The organism is Microvirga sp. (genome assembly GCF_014699075.1).
Taxonomy (GTDB): Bacteria; Pseudomonadota; Alphaproteobacteria; order Rhizobiales; family Beijerinckiaceae; genus Microvirga.
The window spans coordinates 1-17,678 of the sequence record NZ_JACXAB010000023.1; the positions used below are offsets into that span (position 1 = coordinate 1).

Annotated in this window: 25 protein-coding genes and 1 pseudogene; 13 read left to right on the plus strand and 13 right to left on the minus strand. The window is 58.5% G+C overall.

The window, feature by feature from the left end:
- The 3 genes from IC232_RS21710 to IC232_RS21720 form a co-directional block, all read right to left on the minus strand.
- Positions 1-257, minus strand: a 257-nt coding sequence (locus IC232_RS21710; protein WP_190847039.1) for a transposase, incomplete at its 3' end; no start/stop codon positions are given.
- Between the two features lie 200 nt (positions 258-457).
- Entirely contained in the window at positions 458-811 is a 354-nt protein-coding gene (locus IC232_RS21715; RefSeq protein ID WP_190847040.1) for a hypothetical protein, read from the minus strand.
- A 234-nt stretch (positions 812-1,045) separates the two neighbouring features.
- The gene (locus IC232_RS21720; protein WP_190847041.1) at positions 1,046-1,447 is read right to left on the minus strand and encodes a phasin family protein; all 402 of its coding nucleotides are present in this window, start codon (positions 1,445-1,447) and stop codon (positions 1,046-1,048) included.
- A gap of 353 nt (positions 1,448-1,800) precedes the next feature.
- On the opposite strand from IC232_RS21720, the gene IC232_RS21725 reads away from it, so the two are divergent.
- Positions 1,801-1,950, plus strand: a complete 150-nt coding sequence (locus IC232_RS21725; protein WP_190847042.1) for a hypothetical protein — start codon at positions 1,801-1,803, stop codon at positions 1,948-1,950.
- Between the two features lie 13 nt (positions 1,951-1,963).
- Here IC232_RS21725 and IC232_RS21730 read toward each other — a convergent pair whose 3' ends face one another.
- Together IC232_RS21730 and IC232_RS21735 are read right to left on the minus strand one after the other, a co-directional pair.
- Positions 1,964-2,401: a universal stress protein gene (locus IC232_RS21730; RefSeq protein WP_190847043.1), complete on the minus strand. Its 438-nt coding sequence runs from the start codon at positions 2,399-2,401 to the stop codon at positions 1,964-1,966.
- A gap of 235 nt (positions 2,402-2,636) precedes the next feature.
- Entirely contained in the window at positions 2,637-3,455 is an 819-nt protein-coding gene (locus IC232_RS21735) for a universal stress protein (RefSeq protein ID WP_190847044.1), read from the minus strand.
- A gap of 273 nt (positions 3,456-3,728) precedes the next feature.
- Between IC232_RS21735 and IC232_RS21740 the strand changes: the two genes are divergently transcribed.
- Both IC232_RS21740 and IC232_RS21745 read left to right on the plus strand, forming a co-directional pair.
- Positions 3,729-4,406, plus strand: a complete 678-nt coding sequence (locus tag IC232_RS21740) for a hypothetical protein (protein ID WP_190847045.1) — start codon at positions 3,729-3,731, stop codon at positions 4,404-4,406.
- Positions 4,407-4,849: 443 nt separating this feature from the next.
- Positions 4,850-5,467: a recombinase family protein gene (locus IC232_RS21745; RefSeq protein ID WP_190847046.1), complete on the plus strand. Its 618-nt coding sequence runs from the start codon at positions 4,850-4,852 to the stop codon at positions 5,465-5,467.
- Positions 5,468-5,551: 84 nt separating this feature from the next.
- Here IC232_RS21745 and IC232_RS21750 read toward each other — a convergent pair whose 3' ends face one another.
- From IC232_RS21750 to IC232_RS21760, 3 genes are all read right to left on the minus strand, one after another.
- Positions 5,552-6,640, minus strand: a complete 1,089-nt coding sequence (locus IC232_RS21750; RefSeq protein WP_190847047.1) for a TRAP transporter substrate-binding protein — start codon at positions 6,638-6,640, stop codon at positions 5,552-5,554.
- Positions 6,641-7,227: 587 nt separating this feature from the next.
- Complete coding sequence (locus IC232_RS21755) at positions 7,228-8,073, minus strand: DUF1194 domain-containing protein (RefSeq protein WP_190847048.1); 846 nt, start codon at positions 8,071-8,073, stop codon at positions 7,228-7,230.
- A 53-nt stretch (positions 8,074-8,126) separates the two neighbouring features.
- Positions 8,127-8,567 carry a c-type cytochrome gene (locus tag IC232_RS21760; protein WP_190847049.1) on the minus strand — a complete coding sequence of 147 codons (441 nt, stop codon included), beginning with the start codon at positions 8,565-8,567 and terminating at the stop codon, positions 8,127-8,129.
- Between the two features lie 939 nt (positions 8,568-9,506).
- On the opposite strand from IC232_RS21760, the gene IC232_RS21765 reads away from it, so the two are divergent.
- Positions 9,507-9,719 (plus strand): hypothetical protein, encoded by a 213-nt coding sequence (locus IC232_RS21765; RefSeq protein WP_190847050.1) that lies wholly within the window; start codon positions 9,507-9,509, stop codon positions 9,717-9,719.
- 239 nt (positions 9,720-9,958) lie between these two features.
- On the opposite strand, the gene IC232_RS21770 is transcribed toward IC232_RS21765, so the two are convergent.
- Together IC232_RS21770 and IC232_RS21775 are read right to left on the minus strand one after the other, a co-directional pair.
- Positions 9,959-10,159: a hypothetical protein gene (locus IC232_RS21770; protein ID WP_190847051.1), complete on the minus strand. Its 201-nt coding sequence runs from the start codon at positions 10,157-10,159 to the stop codon at positions 9,959-9,961.
- A 169-nt stretch (positions 10,160-10,328) separates the two neighbouring features.
- The gene (locus IC232_RS21775; protein WP_190847052.1) at positions 10,329-10,835 is read right to left on the minus strand and encodes a hypothetical protein; all 507 of its coding nucleotides are present in this window, start codon (positions 10,833-10,835) and stop codon (positions 10,329-10,331) included.
- Between the two features lie 310 nt (positions 10,836-11,145).
- Here IC232_RS21775 and IC232_RS21780 point away from each other — a divergent pair, with 310 nt between their 5' ends.
- Positions 11,146-12,345 (plus strand): alpha/beta hydrolase, encoded by a 1,200-nt coding sequence (locus IC232_RS21780; RefSeq protein ID WP_190847053.1) that lies wholly within the window; start codon positions 11,146-11,148, stop codon positions 12,343-12,345.
- A gap of 521 nt (positions 12,346-12,866) precedes the next feature.
- Positions 12,867-13,061 (plus strand): YqaE/Pmp3 family membrane protein, encoded by a 195-nt coding sequence (locus tag IC232_RS21785; protein WP_190847054.1) that lies wholly within the window; start codon positions 12,867-12,869, stop codon positions 13,059-13,061.
- Between the two features lie 41 nt (positions 13,062-13,102).
- Here IC232_RS21785 and IC232_RS21790 read toward each other — a convergent pair whose 3' ends face one another.
- Complete coding sequence (locus tag IC232_RS21790) at positions 13,103-13,288, minus strand: hypothetical protein (RefSeq protein ID WP_190847055.1); 186 nt, start codon at positions 13,286-13,288, stop codon at positions 13,103-13,105.
- A gap of 267 nt (positions 13,289-13,555) precedes the next feature.
- Here IC232_RS21790 and IC232_RS21795 point away from each other — a divergent pair, with 267 nt between their 5' ends.
- The 3 genes from IC232_RS21795 to IC232_RS21805 all read left to right on the plus strand — a co-directional run bounded on the left by IC232_RS21795 (position 13,556) and on the right by IC232_RS21805 (position 14,674).
- Complete coding sequence (locus IC232_RS21795; RefSeq protein WP_190847056.1) at positions 13,556-13,744, plus strand: CsbD family protein; 189 nt, start codon at positions 13,556-13,558, stop codon at positions 13,742-13,744.
- A gap of 183 nt (positions 13,745-13,927) precedes the next feature.
- Positions 13,928-14,143: a hypothetical protein gene (locus IC232_RS21800; protein ID WP_190847057.1), complete on the plus strand. Its 216-nt coding sequence runs from the start codon at positions 13,928-13,930 to the stop codon at positions 14,141-14,143.
- A 189-nt stretch (positions 14,144-14,332) separates the two neighbouring features.
- The gene (locus IC232_RS21805; protein ID WP_190847058.1) at positions 14,333-14,674 is read left to right on the plus strand and encodes a hypothetical protein; all 342 of its coding nucleotides are present in this window, start codon (positions 14,333-14,335) and stop codon (positions 14,672-14,674) included.
- Here IC232_RS21805 and IC232_RS33345 read toward each other — a convergent pair.
- Complete coding sequence (locus tag IC232_RS33345; RefSeq protein ID WP_190847059.1) at positions 14,609-15,100, minus strand: pirin-like C-terminal cupin domain-containing protein; 492 nt, start codon at positions 15,098-15,100, stop codon at positions 14,609-14,611. The two genes, IC232_RS21805 and IC232_RS33345, sit on opposite strands and share 66 nt — an antisense overlap.
- Positions 15,101-15,123: 23 nt before the next feature.
- Positions 15,124-15,420 (minus strand): annotated as a pseudogene (locus IC232_RS32520) (SDR family oxidoreductase); the annotation flags it as partial.
- On the opposite strand from IC232_RS32520, the gene IC232_RS32525 reads away from it, so the two are divergent.
- From IC232_RS32525 to IC232_RS21830, 4 genes are all read left to right on the plus strand, one after another.
- Positions 15,391-15,888: a hypothetical protein gene (locus IC232_RS32525; RefSeq protein WP_246812335.1), complete on the plus strand. Its 498-nt coding sequence runs from the start codon at positions 15,391-15,393 to the stop codon at positions 15,886-15,888. The pseudogene IC232_RS32520 and the gene IC232_RS32525 sit on opposite strands and share 30 nt — an antisense overlap.
- Before the next feature lie 65 nt (positions 15,889-15,953).
- Complete coding sequence (locus tag IC232_RS21820; RefSeq protein ID WP_246812333.1) at positions 15,954-16,268, plus strand: flavin reductase family protein; 315 nt, start codon at positions 15,954-15,956, stop codon at positions 16,266-16,268.
- Positions 16,235-16,933 carry an IS6 family transposase gene (locus IC232_RS21825; RefSeq protein ID WP_190847062.1) on the plus strand — a complete coding sequence of 233 codons (699 nt, stop codon included), beginning with the start codon at positions 16,235-16,237 and terminating at the stop codon, positions 16,931-16,933. Before IC232_RS21820 ends, IC232_RS21825 begins: the two co-directional genes overlap by 34 nt.
- 11 nt (positions 16,934-16,944) lie before the next feature.
- A complete protein-coding gene (locus IC232_RS21830) occupies positions 16,945-17,634 on the plus strand; it encodes an IS6 family transposase (protein ID WP_190847104.1) in 690 nt (229 codons plus the stop codon).
- Positions 17,635-17,678 lie beyond the last annotated feature (44 nt).

The window sequence follows — 17,678 nt, forward strand, 5'->3', positions numbered from 1 at the left end:
AAGCGGCCATCCCGGTCCTGCGGCACCCGCAGCTCCAGTTTACCCACGCGGGTCACCAGGGTGCGGCTGTAGTAGCCGGAGCGGTAGCCGAGGCGGGCAGCGGTACGCTCGCCCTTCTCAGCCTGGAGCGCATCGCTCATCTCGGCTTCGAGCATCTCCTGCATGACGGCGCGGACAATCTCGCGCAGCCCGTCCGGGCTCTGGCTCAGAAGGTCCTTGATGGCGGCAGCGGCAGGTTTATCCTTGGTGCTGGTCATGGTGGGGCTCCTCCCGGAGGGTGACTTGGACATCACCATCCTGCCATGACCGCCCCGATCAGGCGATTTGCAGAACCTTCACCACACTACTCTCATCTCAACGCCTCTCGCCGCTGGGCGGAAGCTGCAAGAGGAGGAACGTGTCAGTGACAAAGCGTATCTGTCCTGTTACAGACTAGCTCTAAGGGGCGCTGGCCAGACTACTGCGCCCGGGGCTGCCTCGTTTCGCGGCGGATGTTTTCCAGCTCATTGCGGGTATGTTCCATCTCACGCCGCACTGCGCCAATATCCCGGCGCAACTCCTCGATCGAGCGAACAATCTGTTGCGTCGCTTCCCGCAGGTCACCGCGGGTGATCGACGCGTCAGTGCTGTCCTGCTGAACGCTCGCGCAGTCCGGTGTGCCGTCACGACGGTAGCGCAGGCTCAGGGCATCTCCCACCTTGAGATACACGCACCGGGTATCTGGGTCGCGCCAGGTCGATGGCGGGGCCTCCTGTGCTGTTGCTGGGATGGCGAGGGCCAACAACCCGACAGTGATTGCGACTTTGATCATCAGTCCTCCCTGGGAGGATGTGGGTGCCGGAAAATCCATGTCTCTTCCAAGAGCCGCATCCTCAATGAACGAACACGGCCTTCGATGTAACCGCAAGGCCCTGCACTGCTGAGGCAAGTGCTCCTCCCGAGCCATGCCAATGAGGTTCGCAAGAGCCTGATCAACCATAGGACGAGAGCCGAGGTGTTGCCTCGGCTCTCTTCTGATTTTCTCAGCACGAGGTGTCGCAACGCATCAGGCAGCGCGGCTGGCGTTCTTCGTCTCAGCCTTGAGTGTCAGGCCGGCCTCATTCGCCACACGTGTGGCAACCTCGGCGATCCGGCGGGTGCCCTCAATGGTCTGCTCAAGATTGTGCCGCATGATGGTGCTCTGGGCTGCCATGAAGTCTGGGAGCGACTGGCAGCGTGCCAGCACACCAAAATCCTCGACGTTCTTCTGCAACCGCTCCTGCGTAAGGCTGAACCACTCGCGCGAGAGGTCCTGCACTCCACGCGTCAGCATGGTGCTGGCCTGCGTCATCATCTCAAGGCTCTGGGCCCCCTGACGGGTGAGCTCCTCGCGGCCCTCGCCCGTGATGCCATAAGCCTGAGTGACGTGATCGGTGAAGCGCCGGGTGTTCTCAGAAGCAGAGTTCAAGCCAGACCGCATGGCGTCCTGTGCCTTCTCTGCGTTGTCGCGATTGTGTTCACCCGCAACTTTAGCACGGTCGTTCGCCTGATTGTTTGTATTATTAACGACAGACATATGAATAATCCTGATACTGATAAATACAAGTACGCATAATCCCAGCCTTGCGAGCCAAATCGGAAACAACTTGTACTTAATTGTTGTTTATTTCCTCTTGAGCACGGTTGCAGAAGTTTACGTTTAGAATGCGGCCTTCAGGAGCTTTTACTATGTATAGACAATTCTACCTCAACTTTTTTCGTGTGATCCTGCGCACGAGCTGAAGGTTGTTCCACATATGCTTCTCAGAAAACCCATTTCAGGTGCCGCTCTTCCGGGCGGTGGACAATCGCTATCCTGTAGAGGACTTGGCAGAAGGCATCACAACGGGCCACCCCACCATGACCCAGTTCAAGCTCGATCCGGCCCAGATCAACGACCTGCGCGCCTATCTAGATTCCGTTCAGGGCTAGAGCCTGAGTTCACTCAGCGCACCACGAGGACCGGAACCTTCGAGTGGGAGAGCACCTTCATGGTCTCGCTCCCGAGGAAAAGGGCCGAGACCCCGCTGCGTCCGTGCGACGCCATCACGATCAGATCACAGCGCTGGCCTTCCGCCGTGCGGATAATCGCTTGGTAGGGCGCGGCGTCCTCCATGTGAAGGGTCGTGGCATCGACACCAAGTTTGCGCGCGATCTCGGAGGCTTCCGCCAGGGTGCGCTCGGCGTGCTTTTGCATATGCTCCCTGAACGACGCCGATGTTTCCTCAAGCTGTTCGGCCTCAAGTGCAAAGACATGGAAGCGCTCCGCCACAGTGAGCAGCAGGACCGTCGCTCCCACAGCCTTTGCCAGGTTGGTTCCATGCTCGACGGCACGGGCCGACAAGGATGAGCCGTCGGTTGCAATCAGAATGTTCTTGTACATGCAGGCCTCCCTCGTTGATGAAAGAAACACTCTTGTGCCAGCCAAAGGTGCATTGTGCGCGTCACCAATGTTGAAGTCGAGCCAATCACGACCGCTCGACGCGTGCAGGACGGACCTGCTCGTACCTGCGAGCACTCCCAGGCGTTTGAGCGCCACAAGCCTAGAGGGCTTCGCGTCGTATGCAGCAGCGACAATGGTTGATCTCCTGGGCAGCGATGCTCGCTCTGTCGTCAGATCAATGGGCCATCAGCACTGGTACAGTCATAGTCTGGATGATCCTGCGGGTCGTACCGCCAAGCACGATCTCCCGCAGCCGCGAATGGCCATAGCCACCCATCACGATCAGATCGGCCTTCACATCGACCGCATGGGACAGGAGGATGTTGGCAACACCCCCGTGGTTGCGCATGAGGTTCGTCATATGCGCCTCAATGCCGTGCCGAGCCAGGTGGCGCACTAAGCGACCGCCGTGCTGGTTTCGGTCTCCTCTTCGGTCGCCGATCATCACTACCTCGACACGCTCGGCCATGGCGAGCAGGGGCAAGGCATCGGCAACAGCCCGAGCCGCGGGGCGCCCCTCGTCCCAGGCGATGAGGACAGTTCTGAGCTGTGCATCTCCTTGGTGGGCGGGAACGATCAACACCGGACGTCCTGATCCGAACAGAACCGCTTCGATGAGGTTGGCTGTGTCCGTTTCTGCAGGGTCAGGTTGCTGAAGCACGGTGGCATCGAAGTACCGGGCCAGACAGATGACCTCACCACTGACGTGTCCCGTCGAGAGGTCGAGCATCACCGTCTCGACGGTGATCCCCACCTCCGTTGCTCTCTTGGCGAAAGCCTCCAGAGCGGCTCTTGCCGTGTTCTCCACGTCCTCGCGCATGTGATCGAGGAGATTACTGGGCAATTCCGAGCGGATGAGCGCAGGCAGGCTGGGAGCTGCCCCTGACGATGTGACCGTCAATGCCGCACCTCTGAGCCGAGCCAGCTCCAGGGCATACCGCTCGCCGGCTGCCGTGTCTTTCCCGACTATGAGCAGCAGATCATTGAAGGACATGTCCGCCTCCTCTCACGAAGGCGCGGAAGGGTCGCCTCATGTGGGCACCAGCCTGTGAGCAATGATAGCACAACCCGACATCAGGACCTATTGCCGGCTGTCACCAAGCTGTTGTCTGACAGCTGTCATGGGGATGGCTTGGGCCGCTCTGTTAACCGTCAACCTGCCCTTGGCGAGACGGTGACGAACGCTCTTTCCCCGTCCATCGTCACACCGTAACCTTACAAGCAGCTGGCGCGACCAGCGTCACCCTTTGTGGAAGGCTGATATGTGATGAGCACCGCCCGTGTTTTTCTGCTTGCGCCCTCCCTGGCTCGGCTGATCGAGAAGGAGAGGGAAGGCCATCGTGTCCGGCAGGGCTACTTCCCGAATCGACCGGATCGGGGCACCCACGTGCAGCTGGAGGAGGAGACAGGTCGGCTCGTCCTGGTCGTCAATCAACCAAACGGCCCTGTCGAGGAGGCTACGGACATTCCTCGCTCACAGGCCGAGGCTCTGCTTGAGCTCACCGCCGGACAGGTGGACTACCTGGAGGTCAGCCTGACCATCGGGTCCCAAACAGCCATGCTCCGGCGCTTCCTCACACCAGAACAGCTGGATCTGCTCACCGTCACGTTCGAGCATGGCAAACGGGCCCGCAAGTTTCAGCCGCTGATCTGGTTTGGTCCGGAGGTCACGGGAGACCCTGCCTACCAGGGCCGCACCATAGCTCTGAATGGACTGTCGTCAGTGCCTGAGGTGGAGCTCACGGACGCGGCACTCAACAGCCTGCTCGATGCCCTGGAGGGCCGCTTGGGAGCCGATCAGCCGCAAGCGGTGGCTCCTCAGCCTGTCGCTCCTTCGAAACCGGCTGAGGACGAAGCAGAGAACGAGGACGATCAGGATGATCTTGAGATCGAGGACAGCGTCATTCGGGAGCTCGCCCGATCCTTGAGCCCCCGCCAGCGCTGATACGCCCGACGAGCGCTCACATCCGCTGTGGGGCAGGCGGACCTGATTAGGCTGTCTTCAGATCCACAGCCGATTCCTTGCCGGAACGGCGGTCCGCCTCAACCTCATTGGAGAAAAGCGTACGGATGCAAACTGCACAGGTGAGCTTTTTATGTGGTCAGGCACCATTGGGGAAATGCCAGCCGGCCAGCGGAGCCTCAGGTTGACCATGCGCAAGTCGGCCAATCTGCTTGCACAGACCAGAATGTGCGGTCTGCTGACGGCAGCGGCTGGCATCAACGAGAGCGAACGGTATGGCCTGTTCGCACCTTTTATCACGAGCATATTGGCAAGCCTAAGCCACAGTTGGAAACCTTGTTCAGCACCTCCGGATGTCATTCAAGAGTGCTTCGAATTGCGCAACCTACATCCACTTCATTGATTGTTGTAGGAGGCAAACAACAATGCTGATCGGTCTGGCACGAGCATCGCTCCTGAATGTGATTGCAGGTTTGGAGGAGCAAAAGCGCGATCTCCTGTCCGCGGGTGTTGAGAAGCTATTCTGCGAGCAAACAACCTCCGTGAGAGCGCGCCCCCAGCTGGAAGCTGCAATTGAGTTCGCACGTGAAGGTGATACTCTTACTGTGACCGATCTGTCAGGACTGGGTCAGAGTGTGGCAGATGTTGTCGCAGTTCAGAGACGTCTTGCCGACAAGGGTGTGCACCTTCGAGTTCTGAACCTTGGCCTCGACACACGTTATGACACAGGCCAAGTCATCATGGATACTATGCTTACGATCTCTCAATTCGAGAAACAGATCATACTCGAGAGGTGGCGCGAAGGCATTGCAAGAGCCAAGACGGAAGGGAAGTTCAAGGGCAGAACGCCCACCGCTTTTGCCAAAGCAGACGAGGTCAAGCGTCTTGCTGCAACTGGTCTTGCAAAGTGCAAGATCGCTCAACAGGTGGGCATCAGCAAACGCAGCGTTTTCCGGATCCTCTCGGATAGGGCAGCCCGGCAGGAAATAAACACCAGACCTGGGCACAAGGGTCAGGCGCGGTCACTCTCCCGATTTGCCTGATCGACTGCCCAACGTCGGATTCCTGCCCTGAAGGGTTGAAAGGGCAAGCCGCGTATAGCCCTTTCAAAGTTGATCGACGTGCGATTACCCCCGCGCGCGGGCGCGGATCATGAAGGTATCGAAGGCATATTCAGCCACCTGGAACCAGAGATACTCCTCGTTCCGGAACGCCTTGTAGCTGTCATAAAGCTTCTTGAAGTCAGCGTTCTTGGCTGAGGTCTCGTCGTAGACCTCATTGGCCGCCTTGTAAGCCGCCTCCATGATCTCCTGCGAGAACGGACGCAACTGCGCCCCGGCGCCGATGAGGCTGCGCAGGGCTGCCGGATTGCGGGCGTCGTACTTCGCCTGCGTGTCCACGTTGACATAGCCGGCAGCGGCTTGAAGCGCCGCCTGATAGGTCTTCGGCAGCTCGTTCCACTTCTGCAGGTTGATGTAGAAATGAATGGCGGGGCCACCCTCCCAGAAGCCGGGATAGTAGTAGTACGGCGCCACCTTGTTGAGACCGAGCTTCTCGTCGTCATAAGGAGCCACCCACTCGGCGGCGTCGATGGTGCCGCGCTCGAGCGACGGGTAGAGATCGCCGCCGGCGATCTGCTGCGGCACGACGCCGAGCTTGCCCATAATCTGGCCTGCGAGGCCGGCGATGCGCATCTTCAGGCCCTGCAGGTCCTGAACGGTCTTGATCTCCTTGCGGAACCAGCCGCCCATCTGCACGCCGGTATTGCCCGCCACCAGAGCATACACGTTGTGCTTGGCGTAGAACTCGTTCAGCAAGTCGTTGCCGCCGCCATGGTAGAGCCATGCATTGGTCTGGCGCGAGTTGAGGCCGAAGGGCAAGGTCGTGCCAATGGCGAAGGTCGGGTCCTTGCCGACATAGTAGTAGGAGCAGGTGTGGCCCATCTCCACCGTTCCGCCCGCGATGGCATCAAGTGCCTGAGGCGCGCCGACGATCTCGCCGGGTGCAAAGGGCTGGATCTGGAACTTGCCGTCGGTCGCTTCGGAAACGAGCTTGGCGAGCGTCTCACCGCCCCCGAACAGGGTGTCCAGAGATTTCGGGAAGGCCGAGGTCAGCCGCCAGCGGATTTCGGGGTTCGATTGGGCGATAGCCGGAGCGGCAACGGCGGTCGATGCAGCGCCGAATGTTGCAGCTTGGAGGAATGCACGACGTTTCATGGGCGTCCCTTTCGTTCGTTTACGCTTCAAGGCGCATACGAGATAGAAAGTTTCCCGTCAGTGCGCGCAAACGTAAAAAGTTGAACAGCCCCTATTGCGAGCCTCAGGAAAGAAGGCGGAGCTTTCGAAGCAGGGACTTCATGCGCTTGGCGCATGCATGACCGGCCCGGTTACAGGAACGTCAGACAGCCTCCTAGAATATCAGCTGAGGATGTTACATTATCTGAGTGTAGGCGTTGAGGAGGCCGTCAGGCTAGCTTTTGTACAGGCCAAGTCGCTGATCTTCTTCGACACGCAAGTTTTTCTTGACGAGTACAGAACCGTATTCCCTGTTGATGTAACATCACCGCATCAGTTCCTCCTGCGGCGAGGGGCTCGGCGTCGGAGGTGGTCAAAGCGCCAAGCATAGTCTTCGATCGCGCAACACACCTGATCCCAACAACGTTCCGCCACCAAACATCTAGTGACGAGGGTCATCCATAGATGTTGGGTTTCCGAGCTTTCGCATCCAACTTCAGCTTTGTGCTCTCGCAAAGTGTCCGGCTGGCCAGCCCCCTAATCGGAACCAGCACTGATGGGTAAACCTCTTACAGGTCCCGCTCTGAACCGATCACTGGCCCATGATGGTTCGGCGCAAAATCGTCCCAGACGCTCTCACTGGTGTCGCAGTCTGTCAGAGGCCGACCTCTTACGGATTGCATTAGTAAATCTGGTCCAGCCGAATCTGCGATCTCGCGGACGATCTTGGCCCTGGTCTCGCTCAGGAATTGCCTGCGCTCGCGCACCAGGATTAAGAACGCGTTCGCCCCTCCGATCACGCAGTCGTGGTAATACGCGTCCAAGGTCGCATTCTCTCCCCGATCAGGCCCTTTGAGCATGATCGGCAGGCCATTGATCGTGACACCCCGCGCAACCGCTTCGTCGCGAGCATCCGTGACCAAACGTCCTTGATTGTTCGAGCCATCCCCGGAGATGTCGATCACCCGCCGTGCAGCCAGGAAGCGACTGGACGAGAAGAGAGCCATGCTGAAGTCAATGGCTTTGGAGATGGAGGTCCCCGATACGCGGCGCGTGGGAGCACGGGCCAGACGCTCAGCAAAGGCGATGCTCTCGTTCGGAGTTTCCAAGACGGTCCAGGGTACGATGACACTCTGGTAGCCTGGAGTATGAGCCCCGGCCCATTCCACGTAAGTGACCGCAATGCGTCCAAGCATGCCGGTGCGGATGGCCTGATGGACCAGGGGCGAGCGGAAGGTTTCCACATAGCCCTGCCTTTGCAGGTTCTGTTCGTCTGGGTCCATGGAAGTGGAGACATCCACCGCCAGCACGAGGGCCAGATCAACCTCGACAGGAGCGGAGCGCCATGCGGGAGCAAGGGTCAGAAGTCCGGTAACAACAACCGGGATGAGCCAGGGAGCCTTGAGATACCGCATTGCGACCCCTCCCAGAGAAGGGTTCTGTTCGCCTCACGCCCCTGGTCGCTTTATCAGCTTTCTTTCCTGCGGTAGGTCTCGTGACAGCCGCCGCAGTTCTGGCCGACCCGTTGCACCGCCGCTTGCAAGAATGCTTGGTCCGTGATTCCAGCTTGAGCGGCCTTGGCATCCTGTTCGAGCTTGCTCGCACGGGCATCGAAGTCGGCCTTGCGTTCCCAGATCACCGGAAGGGCGTCGGTCTTGCCCTGCTGCGAGCCTGCCGGGAACAGGGCGGGGGTTTGTCGGGCGTTCTGCTCGATCTGCTGGAGGGACGCTTGCGCCATCGCTGCGTTGAAAGGAGCCTGTCCTCGGGCCATGCCGGTCAACGCCCGCAACTGCTCCTGATTGTTCTTCATCAGGGCTTGGCGCTGAGAGATCGGGTCACCCTGCTGAGCCAGCACCCCGAGCCCACTGACGATCAACACACCGGCTGCTACAATCACTATCGTGCGCATGATAGTTGTCCCTTCAGTTTGACTGAGAGCATGACTCTCAACAGCCGACAGGAACAGAGGATATTGAGTGGTAACGTCAGTTCCTCTGCTGGTCCTGTGCATGTTCTGTTCGAACCTTCGTCGGGCAGACTTGCAGCAGTGGATGCCCAGCACCTTGAACGCCCAAGATTGGCCATCCACATTCCGGCCAGGAGAACCTGGGGGCATTCATGCGGCAGAGAACGCGTGGCTGGATCATGCCTGAAGCTGACATTCTTTCGCTGTTGAGGCTGCTCGACGAGAGGGTAAACTCGCCCAAGATCGAGGTCCGACACCGCGACACCCTGATCCGGCTCCGTGACATCCTGGAAGAGGACTTGAAAACCTATAGGTTGGATGAGCCACAAAAAGAGCCACAGCCGCGATCTGGGGAAGCGGCCTAAGTGAGATTAACAATGGAAGCCTCGTGCTCAGAGAGCTGTGCTCCCTTCGGATTGTCTCCGGAGCGATAGGTGAAAGGCTATCGTGGCAACAGGATCAATCAGTGATCTGCTATGGATTGTTGCGCTGATCGCAGGATGGCTGGCGATCAGCTGTCTCGTCGGGGGTTGGTACGCTGGTGCGAAGTTCCGGACCTTCCTGAAGGCTCCCCTGTCTGAGGAGGTGAAACACCTGACTCACGTTTGGGAAAAGCGGGTAAATCGCTGGACCGCACTGGGCTTGCTAACGGCAGGGCTCTCAATCCTGTGCATCATCGGTTGGCTGGTCTCTGAGAGGTTCGTTCAGTGAGGTGATGCAGCTTGCTATGGTGCCTCTACAAGGCAGAGCGGCGCTTCGTCGGCACGGTGAGGGGGGCGCATTGAACTCAGACGGCACGAATAAGGTAGCAGCCAAAGTAGGCCCTGAACCGAGCACCGCGATCACCGTTCTCCTGAGAGCATGAAACCGCAGGAGATAGCTATGGCAGGCCCCAAGCAACCGAACCAGGACACAGGGCTGGAGAACCTCAGCGTCAACAGCAGCCGCCGCAGCGGTACGAAGGAAGACGGAACCGGCAACCCCGCCCACCAGAATAGGGAGCACGACCCAACCGAGAGTGCAAAGGTGCCGGATCAGCAGATACCCGTTGAGCAGTCGCCTGGGATCGACGATACGGAAGGTCACCCAACCTGATCAGGCTCTTTGGTAGCATTCCCTTTTCCCGCGATACGCCCTTCGGGAGTTGGATTAAATTGCCATCAGGCCACAGTATTCCTTAGCCATAGGATGCAAGGGATGGCGGTTCCCCAGGCAGTTAACTTCCACAGCCGTCCCCGAGGGTCTGCTTGGACTGGCGCTGCGGTCGTTGTGGGGTCCATTTTCTTGGCACTCGCGCTTCTGGCAACCCTCTAATCAGATTGTCAGACGGGGCGTCAAACCCCAAGCCGCTGCACCTTATACGCGGCACGGCTCTGCTCCCGTTCGATGCGCGACAGAGCGACCTCAATGTTGCGGGGCAGGGGTTGCCTGATCACCTCGGCATAGAGGGAGCGCATATCATGAGCAATCCGGCGCAACAGTTCCGCATCAGGAACAATTAGATGCTGCTTGCCAAGGCCGATCTCGCTTCCCATCGCCGCCTCCCAACCTGCTGCCTCTCCTGATTGGAAGCCGCGATTCGGCTGAGAAAGGGGCGAGTAGGGAGCCGTTAACCATAATTTTCTTGGCCTGTGGAATGTGGGCACAACTGCCTGTTTGCACGTTATCGGTGCTTGCTGGTCTGGGCTGCAACCGAACCCTTCTTCAGTCCGATCTGAATGAGAACAAGACTCCTTGGTGTCGGGGGGATTGGCTGAAACGGACCTCCGCTACCATCGCTCCCCACACATTTTCGGCGGGAGCACCTATTTCCTTAAATGCACCAGTTAAGGCATCGAGACGCCCTACGATCTTGAGCGTCTTATCCGGGTTGACGATCACGTGCTCGACGAGTTCACGGACGATTAATGAGTATGGGTCATCGGCATGAGCACCTTGCTCCAATAGCGGCTGGAGCCTCCCCAGGATGTCGATATGTCGCTTAATCAAAGTAGGGTGGGACTCGATCTTAAGGTCCGGGGCCTGTTCCTCCAGGGCCTCAAGCCTAGCTTCTAGCTGATCCCTTTCAGCCGCCGCCGCCTTGATCTTCTTGTCTAAGACCCGCTGATCGCCCTGGCCATCGAGCATCATTTCGGTAGCGCGATCAATCGTGCGGTGAAGCTCACCGAGCCGCCGCCCAACCTTGGAGAGCTCGCTGATGGACGCTCCCATTAGCCGCCGACGCTCCTTCTGGTACTCGTCAACGAACTTCTGGACGCGCTCCGGTTTCTGCAAAGCCCCTCGGAGAAGGGCCAGTACCTCTTGCTCGATAGTGTCAAGATAGTGCGTCTTCGGGTCCGGACAGGTTCCGGATTCGGCATGGTTCGTGCATTGGATTCGTACTCGCCCGCTCCGGTCCTTTCCGTTGCTAACTTCTGCCTTCAAAGTAATACCGGGAACACCGAGTTCGTGGGCTCGTTGTCGGACATTGGCCGACGTTAACAGAGGTTGATCTCGGCAGCTTCCACCAAAGGACTCCGACATGGCCATAACCCGAGAGGCGGCTCTCGCCGCTGTATCTCTGCTTGCCCTTGCAAGCTCCCTGGCACTCAGTTCCGTGGCCATCGCGCAGCAGAACCAATCTCAGTCCTCCCCTGCTGCGCCAGCGATGCAGATGGACAATACGGCTCTTCAAGGAGCCGCCAGGATGGACGACTCTGGCACCATGAAGCGCGCCGACAACGACATGGGCCGTGTCATCGCCAAGCTTCAGGAACTCGGCGCTAAGCCCCTCGGCACCCAATCTGTTGAAGAAACCCGGAAAGGCCCGACTCCTGCTGATGCTGTCAAAGCCCTTCTGAAGGATGAGGGTAAGGACCCGGATGCCCTAATGGCGCAGATGAAGGTAGCCAAGCAGGACATTACCTACTCAGGACCTTCGGGCGATCTGCCTGCGCGCGTCTACAAGCCGGAAGCTGCTCAGGGTCCACTGCCAGTGGTGGTCTTCTATCATGGTGGTGGATGGGTCATTGCGGACATCAACACCTATGAAGCCTCTGCGATGGCTCTCGCCAAGAAAGCCAATGCTATGGTGGTGTCTGTTGAGTATCGCCATGCACCAGAGCACAAATTTCCGGCTGCCCATGAGGACGCCATTGCAGCCTACTCTTGGGTGCTTAAGAACGCTCAATCGTTTGGTGGTGATCCCACCCATGTTGCAGTGGCAGGCGAGTCAGCAGGCGGTAATCTTGCTGCCAACGTTGCAATTGCAGCCCGCGAGGGCAAGTTTCAGCAACCTGCCCATATGCTCCTCATCTACCCTGTGGCAGGCACTGACATGACCACCGCCTCCTACAAAGAGAATGCAAACGCGATCCCGCTAAGCAAGCAGGCAATGGAGTGGTTCGCGAAGAACACGGTCAAGTCTGAGGCCGACCTAAAGGACCCGAGGCTCAACCTCGTTCAGGCGAACCTGAAGAACCTGCCAGATGCGACCGTTATTACGGCAGAGATTGATCCGCTCATGTCTGAGGGAAAAACGTTGTCTGAGAAGCTGAAGGCGGCAGGCTCAAAGGTTACTTATCAGAACTATGAGGGTGCAACCCATGAGTTTTTCGGTATGGCTCCCGCCGTTGCGGATGCTGACAAGGCGCAAGACCTTGCGGCTCGTGAACTGAAAGAGGCATTCTCCGTCAAGGCCACGGGCTCGACAGGCACCCGTTCCGGCGAGATAAAGAAGTAATACATATACCCAGGGAGCGATCACACTCCGCATCTTCAAATTGATACGAGTCTATGCGCGAAACAATCCAGCAAGAAAACTTACGGAATTCTGGAACCTGTTGGGTTTCTCCGGATTGTGAACACATGCGGACCCGTCATATCCCCCGCATTCCCCTTGTGCGACGGGTCTAAGACTTACGAGATGTACATTTCTCGAGCCCGGCGCTTGGCAAAAGCAGCCGGGTTTTTTTTGACCTCATATGGCATTGTGCCAACTGTGAACAGAACGTCCAGTCGGCTGGACCTTTGGGATCAGCCCTTTCCACCACGTATGATCGTGAGCTTTCGCATCATAGGCAGGCGGTCCGGGGGAGGGCGGCTGGTCCTTTCAACGTCGGTGAACTGGGCCGTGCACTTGGGATCGTGTTGGTTCAGTGGAGAGTTCCTTCCCAAACGCAGCCGCTCTGCGGAACGTCAATTGGTCTGCCTTGATTAGTATCCAGACGGGAACATCCGCCCCAAGCGCCGTGGAGACCTAAATTGAACATTGTCCGCGTCATTTTAGCGATCCTGCTGCCGCCCGTAGGGGTTCTGCTTACGGTCGGCTTAGGTCTGCATTTCTGGATCAACATCCTGCTGACGATCTTTGGGTACATCCCCGGCATCGTCCATGCAGTCTGGATTATCTCCTCGCGGGCGAAGGAGCGCGAGTTAAGAGATGTCCGCTATAGGTGAGGGGCGGCATCAGACCTCCCTTGCTACGACATTAACCTGCTTCAGGCTGTGAACACCCAGACCAGCATCTGAATCGCGCCAACGACGATCAGGGTAAAACCAGCCACACGGGTGGTCGTGGCCGTCTTACGGCGCGCGTCAGGGGTATTCTCCCCCATGAGCAGGATGTAGGAGCGAGCAATGGCAGCAAGGCCGATGACCGTCCACATGACGGATAGATAGAGCATTGGACATCCCCGTTACCGTTGTTCCCTTCTCTATCACGAACATGAAAAACTTGTTCGGCTTCGTCTGAGTGTTCTTCAGAACGGGCATGGGAGCCATAAGCCAGAGCATCATAGTTCCTTCGTTGGCTCCCGTGCGATGAACTCCCCACGCTCGGTGACCGTGTTGAAGGATCTTTCCGGCACCGGGTCATATGCACCCGTTAGCGTTTTATGCCGCAGGAACAGCTCAACTCACTGCACGTTGAATCAGCAACTGAGGAGAAAGTTATGGTTGATAAAAATCGCGTTGACGGTTCCGCCAAGAACATCGGTGGCAAAGTCAAGGAAGGTATCGGTAATGTGACCGGTGACTCCAAGATGCAACCCGAAGGCAAGGCAGATCAGGCCGAAGGTAAGATCCAGAACACCATCGGCGGCATCAAGGATTCCGTCAAAAACGCTTTCAAGAAGGATTGAGGAAGGGGCCAACCCCCTTCTTACTTATGTGTCATGAACCCTAGTAAAGGATGCTGCCTCTCCCAGGTGCTTGACTATAGAAGAGCTATTCGGGACCTCTGACCCAACGTAATCCAGATGGTACGGGAACCTTCCTGGCAGCCAAGTATTGCGCCAGTATCTTCGCACTAGAGGAGGCTTGCTATGGCTGACACGACTGGCACTAAAGACGCCACCTACAATCTCGTTAGCGTCCTATACCATGCTCTCCAAGGAGCAGACCTGTACGAGCAGTATGCCAGCGATGCTGGAGGCGATCAGGATCTCGCCTCCTTCTTCCGCGAAGCTCAACAGCAAGAAAAGCAGCGGGCTGACCGCGCTAAGCAACTCTTGGCTAAGCGTCTCCAGCAGAGCGGCTAGTCTCTACGAGGCTGCGCCTCTCTGATCCGCAAGGTTTTGGACAGGTTATTGCCCCTTTCAAAATCAAGCTCCTCACGCACCCGAGTGAGGAGCACACTCGTGAAAGATTGTCAGCCTCCGAGCGCCGGTAGCGGTTGTGCGATGCAGTGCTCAGAGTTCGTTTATCTTGCTGGTGCGGAGGAAAATCCAATGAAGAGCATTCCCGCCTTGGTCTTCCTGTTTGTGTCCTCAGTCGCTTATGCGCAGACCACCGGGACGCCAGCGACCACGACACCGCCTCCAGCGACGGATGCTGGCGGTGGGCTAGGCTGGCTGTGGCTTCTGGTGCTGCTGGCGATTATCGGTGCTGCGATCTGGTATTTCATGAAGAAGAAACAAGGCGCGACAACAGCCTCCGGTGTGGCTGGAGTGAACCGGACGGCAGCGGGAACGACCGCAGAATCGACAACGACGGGAACAACCGGCTCATCGAACCCGCCCGCAGGTCCCAATGTTTACCCTGCCAAAGACTCCAAAGATCTCAAACGCTAAGCCCAACGAGTCCGCATCCGCCTTGTGATGGGTTTGATGTGGGCTCGATCCATGAGGCGCGAAGGAGCCACATGGCCGGTCGGCCTTGGCTTGCTCGATCCTGTTCTGGCGCGAGGACACGAAGTTCCACCAGATGTGCCGTGGTCCCAAGGGTTCCCCGCCCAGCAGCATAACCGTCGAGGCCTCAAGCGCCGTCAGAACCGGATCCGAGCGTCCGGCGAAGACCAGCATCTGCCCTGGGCCATAGTCCCACCCGTCCGCTTCCACGCGCCCTGCGACTACGTAAGCGGCTCTTTCTGGATACTCGCTCGGGATGCCGATCCGACCGCCAGGTTGCAATTCACCATGGACATAGAACAGGGGAGATTGAGTCCTGACCGGGTTGGTCAGCCCGAAGGCCTGTCCGGCAATCAGCCGAGCCGACATACCCGCTTCCCCGAACACCCCATGTTCACGCGGAGCGGCGAGAGTTCGAGGGCAAGGCCACGTCGCAAGCCTTCTAGCGCTGCGTTGATCGCACCCTGCAGGACGGAAGTTTCCGAGGGTCGTTCAGCAAGGTAGCCGGAGATGAAGGTGAGCGAACCACGATCCGCAATCCTTGCTGCGCGCGCGATCCGGTATGCTCCCCAGAACTTGCTTTCCATGGCTTGGCGGGCGTCCTCCAGTGATAACGTCCTAACAGGCCCATATGGAGTCTGCGCGGCTGAGACGACGATATGGTCGAAAGGTGGGTGGCTCGTGAAGAAGGCGCGCTGGCGCACTTCTCGAGCACGGTAGGCATCGACTTCTCGAAACAGGATCTTGATGAGCCGCTTCAGTACCAGAAGACGGATGCGATGGCGTCGATGCTCGAGGCCTTCACCCGCGACACCTCGCAGGTTTGGACCTTGCGCAAGATCTTCGACAAGGGTCTCGGCGCCCGCAACCCGCCTCTGGTTGGCTCCGCCGAGGAGATCGCTGATGAGCTTCAGTCCTGGGTCGAAGAGACCGGCGTGGACGGCTTCAACATCAGCCGCGTGGTGACGCCGGAGACGCTGGAGGATTTTGTTGACCTCGTCGTGCCGATCCTGCAGGAGCGCGGGATTTACAAGCGGGACTATGCTGAGGGCACGTTGCGCGAGAAGCTGTTCGGCCCGGGACAGGCGCTCCTGCCTGACACACATCCGGGCGCTTCCTATCGCAGGCTCAGGCAGAGCCTGGATGCGGCCGAGTAGCCGCCACCGGGATGCAAGGGCAACGCGAGACAGCCATGGTGCCGTCGGATGAGTTCAAGCAGGCCATGCGCCCCTTGGCTGGGGGAGTCACCATCATCGCGACAGAGCACGAGGGACGCCGGACCGGGTTGGCTGCGACCGCCGTCTGCTCTGTCTCGGCGGATCCGCCAACGGTTCTGATCTGCATCAACGCCGGGGCGAGTGCACATGAGCCGATCCGGGAGAGCGGGCGCTTCTCCGTCAATCTGCTCGCACGTGGTCAGGACGACATCGCAAGGCTCTGTCGCAAACCTTTTGTTTCAGAGTTTCAGTTACTGCTCCCTCGGTTTAGGGACGGAGTGGCGGCGTGTTCAAGGGCAGACATTTTGATCGATCGGTGATCCTGCTCTGCATTCGGTGGTATCTGGCTTACAATCTCAGCCTGAGAAACCTAGAGGAGATGATGGCTGAGCGCGGAATCTCGGTCGACCATGCGACCATTCACAGATGGGTTGCCCGGTACTCGCCCGAACTTCTGAGGCGCTTCAACGCACGCAAGCGAGCCGTGACCGGAAAGTGGCACGTCGACGAGACCTACATCAAGGTGAGAGGCCGCTGGATGTACCTTTACCGGGCGATCGACAGCAACGGCGACACGGTCGAGTTCTGGTTCAGCGAGCGACGGGACCTCCTTGCGGCCAAGCGGTTTCTGCGCAAGGCTCTCAAGCGCCACGGTCGGCCCGAGCGGATCGTCATCGACGGCAGCCAGACCAACCGGGAGGCGATCCTGTCGTGTGACGCCGAGAGCCGGCTGCAGGACCGTTCAAGACGCAGGCTCAAACCGATCAGGATCCGGCAGAGTCAATACCTCAATAACCACATCGAGCAGGACCATCGTGCCGTCAAACGCCGCGTACGATCGATGCTCGGCTTCAAGTCCCTGAACAGCGCTCGTGCTATCTTGGGCGGCATCGAAATGGTACACATGATGAGAAAGGGACAGGCGAGATATGCCTGCGCCCAGCAACCATCACTCGCTGAGCAGTTCGAGCGGCTCGTGGCATAGGCGAGTACGAACTGCGCTTAGATCTTTCTGTCCGCAGTCAGAGATTGCGACAGAGCCATCTGGCCTACAACCTGAGCCTGAGAAACTTGGAGGAGATGATAGCCGAGCGGGGCATCTCCGTCGATCACGCCACCATCGGGCGCTGGGTCGTCCGCTACTCACCAGAATTCCTGGAGCGGTTCAATCGGCGCAAACGTCCCGTCAGCCGCAAATGGCATCTCGATGAGACGTATATTAAGGTGCGCGGGCGGTGGATGTATCTTTACCGAGCCATCGACACCAAAGGCGACAGGGTCGAATTCTGGTTCAGCGAGCGGCGCAATCTGGCTGCCGCCAAACGGTTCTTGAGCAAGGCTCTCAAACGGCATGGCCGTCCCGAGCGGATCGTGATCGACGGCAGCCAAACCAACCGCGAGGCAATCCTGTCATGTGACGCGACGAGCCGGCTGCAGGACCGATCACGACGGGAGTTGAAGCCGATCCGTATCTGGCAAAGTCGCCACTTGAACAATCGCATTGAGCAGGATCACCGCGCCGTGAAAAGGCGGGTTCGCCCAATGCTCGGGTTCAAATCAGTGTTTAGTGCTCGTGCGATCATTGGCGGCATCGAGATGGTCCACATGATGCGGAAGGGCCAGGCGAAGTATGCCTCCAATCCAGGCCTTTCGCTTGCGGAGCAGTTCGAGATGCTCGCCGCATAAGCACCTACCGTTCACCCTGGCATCTCTCGTGTCGATTGCCGGAA